At 41.6% G+C, this 2,583-nt stretch carries 2 protein-coding genes; both read left to right on the top strand.

What is annotated here, in order from left to right; all coding sequences use genetic code 11:
* The first annotated feature begins 134 nt into the window (after window positions 1–134).
* A complete protein-coding gene (locus AC1DRF_RS22640) occupies window positions 135–2,177 on the top strand; it encodes a catalase (protein WP_477741749.1) in 2,043 nt (680 codons plus the stop codon).
* A 123-nt stretch (window positions 2,178–2,300) separates the two neighbouring features.
* Window positions 2,301–2,583, top strand: a 283-nt coding sequence (locus AC1DRF_RS22635) for a YoaK family protein (RefSeq protein WP_477741748.1), incomplete at its 3' end; no start/stop codon positions are given.

Raw genomic sequence — 2,583 nt, 5'->3', positions numbered from 1 at the left:
TACTTATTCATAATCATAACAAGAAAATAACGGATTTCCTACGAAAAAATTCCAACATTTCTGTTTGCTTCAACTTTTGATAGGGTACACATTTTGTAATGATTATTAACTGAAGATCAAGGAGGAAGACAGGTATGACAAAAAAGCACTCTTTAAATGAAAAAAGCAAGCAAGAACAGCTCGAGCAGTTTAAAACAGATGATCGAAACCAAGCGCTCACAACCAATCAAGGGTTAAAGCTTTCCGAAGATGAATTTTCTTTAAAAGCAGGTGAACGTGGTCCAACCCTTATGGAAGACTTTCATTTCCGTGAAAAAATGACGCATTTTGACCACGAGCGCATTCCTGAACGCATCGTTCATGCACGAGGCTTCGCTGCTCACGGAGAATTTGAACTGTATAACTCTCTCAGTGAATATACAAAAGCTAAATTTTTACAGAATCCGTCTGTGAAAACACCTGTATTTGTCCGTTTTTCTACTGTAGCAGGTTCTAAAGGTTCAGCTGAAACGGTGCGCGACGCCCGTGGTTTTGCAACAAAATTTTATACAGAAGAAGGAAACTATGACTTAGTTGGAAATAACATTCCCGTGTTCTTTATCCAAGATGCGATTAAATTTCCGGATTTAATTCACGCTGTTAAGCCTGAGCCACACAACGAAATGCCGCAGGCAGCTTCAGCACACGATACGTTTTGGGATTTTGTCGCCAATAACCAAGAGTCTGCTCACATGGTCATGTGGTCAATGTCAGACCGTGCAATTCCACGCAGTTTGCGTATGATGGAAGGCTTCGGCGTACATACTTTTCGCTTAGTTAATGCAGAAGGAAAAGCTCATTTTGTCAAATTTCACTGGAAGCCTGTGCTCGGAACGCATTCCCTTGTTTGGGACGAGGCTCAAACAATCTCTGGGAAAGACCCGGATTTTCATCGCCGCGATTTATGGGAATCGATTGAAAACGGAGACTATCCTGAATATGAGCTAGGTATTCAAATCATAGATGAGGAAGATGAATTTAAATTCGACTTTGACATTCTCGATCCAACTAAGCTTTGGCCTGAAGAAGACATTCCCGTCAAATTGGTTGGAAAAATGACCTTAAATCGAAATGTAGACAACGTATTTGCCGAAACGGAACAAGTCGCATTCCATCCGGGACATGTGGTACCGGGAATTGATTTTTCCAATGATCCTCTCTTACAAGGAAGATTGTTTTCATACACGGATACCCAGCTTATTCGTCTTGGCGGTCCGAATTTTCACGAACTTCCAATCAACCGTCCAGTATGCCCGTTTCATAACAATCAACGAGACGGTTACGGACGTCAAACGATTAACAAAGGGCCTGTCAGCTATCACAGAAACTCTCTTGCAGCCAATACCCCGGCTCCTGTACCAGAGTCAGAGGGCGGTTATGCTCACTATCAAGAAAAAGTGGAAGGAAGAAAAGTTCGAAGCCGAAGCGAAAGTTTTAAAGACCACTTTTCACAGGCAACGCTATTTTGGAATAGCATGAGCAATCCTGAAAAAGAGCATATTATCAGTGCTTTCAGCTTTGAGCTTGGAAAAGTGAAAAGCAAGTCTGTTCAGCAGCAGGTCGTTGATATGTTTGCCAACGTCAGTACAGTGCTAGCTAAACAAGTAGCACAAGCGATTGGTGCAACGCCTCCATCAGGAGAAGAGGCGCCAGTGACCAAGTCATCTCCGGCTCTTAGTCAGGAACAGACGATTAAAAAGCCCAATACGCGTAAAGTAGCTGTCATTGCAGCTAATGACTTTAGCGGTGACCTACCACAGGTGTTAAACAATTTAAAACAACAGGGCATTCAGCCTGAAATTGTAAGCACAACCCTCCAAAACGTAAAAGGAACAGACGGGTCAGAACTTGAAGTACAGCACACGTTCTTAACAAGTGATTCTGTTTTATTCGATGCGGTTTATGTTGTCGGAAGCGCGTCGGCTGATGAGAAGTTTCGTAAAGAAGCACTGACATTTGCTCAAGAARCATTCGAGCATTTTAAACCAATTGGCGCGTCGGATGAAGGTGTTAAGTGGCTAAAAGCTGCTGGTTTAGATAGTAGTCCCGGTGTCGTAACTGGAGAAACTACACGCTTTACAGATGAATTTATTGAAGCTATTTCAGCTCACCGCCACTGGAATCGTCACGTTATATAACTTACAAAAAAGATAGGGGCCTCCCCTATCTTTTTTCTATGAAATCACAGTAATTGAAGAAAAGCTTTTCTTTTGCTTATACTAGATAATGCACCTTAGATTTTCAGGAGGCAGAAAGAAGACATGCTCACAAATAAATCATCTTACTTTTTACAATTAACGAAACGATTCAAAAAAGCTGCAACGGCAAATTCAGTTATTCTTGGAATTTTGTTAGCTATTGTGGGAGGTTTTCTTGATGCTTATACGTATATAAGCAGAAATGGAGTATTCGCAAATGCACAAAGTGGAAATATCGTCTTATTAGGTGTAAAGGCAGCGCAAGGTCAATGGACAGAAGCTTTTCTTCATATTCCCCCTATTGTAGCCTTTATCCTAGGTGTTGCTGTAACCGAAACATTTAAGC

It is taken from the genome of Priestia sp. P5_B4 (assembly GCF_056400385.1).
The sequence above is the reverse complement of the archived record's forward strand: the minus strand, read 5'-3'. Positions and strand labels throughout refer to the sequence as shown.